This is a genomic window from Pontibacterium sp., assembly GCF_041587635.1.
Lineage (GTDB): Bacteria > Pseudomonadota > Gammaproteobacteria > Pseudomonadales > Balneatricaceae > Pontibacterium.
The window spans coordinates 1-2546 of the sequence record NZ_JBFGYC010000567.1 but is presented as its reverse complement, the minus strand read 5'-3'; the positions used below and the strand labels follow the sequence as shown (position 1 = coordinate 2546).

4 protein-coding genes and 1 pseudogene are annotated in these 2546 nt (G+C 48.5%); all 5 read left to right on the top strand.

The features are described 5' to 3' along the window. Window positions 1-186: 186 nt before the first annotated feature. On the top strand, window positions 187-393 hold the full coding sequence (locus ABYW01_RS19120; RefSeq protein WP_193955125.1) for a cold-shock protein: 207 nt from the start codon (window positions 187-189) through the stop codon (window positions 391-393). A gap of 236 nt (window positions 394-629) precedes the next feature. Beyond that, complete coding sequence (locus tag ABYW01_RS19115; protein ID WP_372835916.1) at window positions 630-791, top strand: DUF2986 domain-containing protein; 162 nt, start codon at window positions 630-632, stop codon at window positions 789-791. 9 nt (window positions 792-800) lie between these two features. Next, on the top strand, window positions 801-1226 hold the full coding sequence (locus ABYW01_RS19110; protein ID WP_372835914.1) for a group II truncated hemoglobin: 426 nt from the start codon (window positions 801-803) through the stop codon (window positions 1224-1226). 284 nt (window positions 1227-1510) lie between these two features. Beyond that, window positions 1511-2107 carry a LemA family protein gene (locus tag ABYW01_RS19105; RefSeq protein WP_372835912.1) on the top strand — a complete coding sequence of 199 codons (597 nt, stop codon included), beginning with the start codon at window positions 1511-1513 and terminating at the stop codon, window positions 2105-2107. 22 nt (window positions 2108-2129) lie between these two features. Beyond that, window positions 2130-2546, top strand: a pseudogene (locus ABYW01_RS19100) (peptidase); the annotation flags it as partial.

Genomic DNA, 2546 nt, shown 5'->3' with positions numbered 1-2546 from the left:
GTTGACTCTGAAAAGAATATCTATAAACTAAGCGCCAGCTCGAAAGAAAGTCACTCGTTTATTAAGCTGCGTTACGTCGAAGTATTCATGATACCTCGTCCTGAAGTTCTTAAATAACAGTCAATTTTTCACGCTATTTACGCCTCTTGAAGGCACTCTTATTTATTTACGTTAGGAAAGATTATAATGGCTACTGTTACTGGCACAGTTAAATGGTTCAACGAAACTAAAGGTTTCGGTTTCATCGAACAGGAAAACGGCCCAGACGTATTCGCTCACTTCAGCGCTATCTCTGGTTCCGGCTTCAAAACTCTGACTGAAGGTCAGCGTGTTGAGTTCTCTGTTACTCAGGGCCAGAAAGGTCCTCAGGCTGAGAACATCGTAGCAATCTAATTTTAGATTCAGCTACAACCAATGTGAGCTAGCTTACGTTGGATGAAGAGAGGGTAAGGCTTTTGGGTCTTGCCCTTTTTTATTGCCCGCGTTTTACCTTTTATGCCTGTTCGTGATCCCCTCACAACCGATGGCTTTTCCTTTCTTTGCACTTGTTCGCGGGTTCCCTAACACCCAGCGCACTTCTACCTGTATCATGTAGCTCTTAAAATCTCTAACGGGTTTACAGCAGCACAATGAACAGACGTAAAAAGATCACACAGATTCTGACCAAGAAGGCTAAAAAGGCCAACGCTAAAAATCAGATGTCCAACAAGCCGCGTTATGTTTCAAAGGCTGACCGCGAAAAGATGGAGAATTCTGAATCTGACAACGCTGCTGTTGCTGAGTCATTGTAGGAGCTGATCATGCATTCCATCTCTGAGCCTGATACGACTCAACCGGCCTACGGTATGGGTGATACGTCCTTCCAGTCCGCGGGCGGCGTGGAAGGTATTCGTGTGCTGGTTGATCACTTCTATGATGCGATGGAGAGCTTGCCGGTTGCGCAGGGTATTCGCAAAATGCATCCGGATGATCTGGAAGAGTCACGTGATAAGCTGTCGCGCTTTTTATGCGGTTGGTTGGGTGGCCCAAAGCTGTACTCTGAAAAATACGGTTCTATTCGTATTCCACACGCTCACGCTCATCTGCCGATCGGGGCGGTTGAACGCGATGCCTGGCTGGCGTGTATGGAACACGCGCTGACCTTTATGGATTACCCTGACGATTTCAAAACCTACCTTATGACGCAGCTGTTTGTACCTGCTGAGCGTTGCCGTACGCAGGACTAACTGCTGAATGTGATCAGCTACCCCGCAGTCCTGAAGTGATTGAGCGCTGCGGGCTTTAATCTGATGAACGGCGTACGCTGCTGAGTGTTTTTTAGCCGAAACGTGAGGTGTTCCTCGATGCCGAGCGTGCTTTGACTGAACAAAAAGTTGATCTCCCTCCGCTTGTCCTGCAGAAATAGATCCATCCGGGTCGATATTTCATCTCACTGAGCTATCTTTCTTATTCCGTGTTGGCGTAATTGCCGGCAGGAATTGTGTCTGAAACTTATCAGCAAGGAAGAATTATGGATATCGGTACTATCGTTGGTTTGGCCGTTGTTGTGGCATTGGTTTTGTTTGTGGTCAGTATCTACAACCGACTGGTGACACTGAAGAATCGCTACCAAAATGCGTTCAGCCAGATCGAAGTTCAGCTTAAACGTCGATACGATCTGATCCCTAATCTGGTTGAAACCGCAAAAGCCTATATGGCACATGAAAAAGACACGCTGACCGCAGTGATCGAAGCCCGTAACGAAGCGGCTGCGATGCTAAAAGGTGCTGCAGCTGATCCTACTCAGGGGGCTGCTATTCAAAGTCTGGCCGGTGCGGAAGGTGCTCTGCAAGGTGCACTGTCCCGTCTCAACCTGGTGATGGAAGACTATCCAGATCTTAAAGCCAACGAGAATATGATGCAGCTGACTGAAGAGTTGAGCAGCACTGAAAACCGGGTGGCATTCTCTCGTCAGGCGTTTAATGATGCCGTGACCGCTTACAACACCTATCGTCAGACCTTCCCGCCCGTGCTGTTCGCATCCACCTTTGGTCATCCAGACGATGCTTCATTGCTGGAGTTTGAAGACAGTGTTGTGATTCAGGCTGCCCCTAAAGTGTCTTTCTAAATCTACTTCAGAGTTGTAAAAAATGGATTTTTTTGCGCATCAGGATCGCGCACGTCGTAACACCGGTTGGCTGGTCGTGTTGTTCATTCTTGCCGTAACGCTGCTGGTCTTTTTTGCGAACTTCTGTGTCGCCTTAATGGTTGGCTGGTCAAATATTGAAGAGGCCGGGCTAGGTGGATACACGGTCTGGGACTTTTTTAGCTGGCGTCGTTTTATCTATATTGGAATGGCTGTCTGGTGTGTGGTGCTGGGGGCGATTATCTATAAACGGCTTCAGCTTGCCGAAGGCGGTAAACGGATCGCTGAATCTTTGGGCGGTCATCGTATCTACCCCAATAGTGATGATCCGGAGGAGCGCCGTATTCTCAATGTCGTTGAGGAGATGGCGCTGGCGTCTGGCATGCCGGTGCCACCGGTATACCTGCTGGGCGGAGAGATG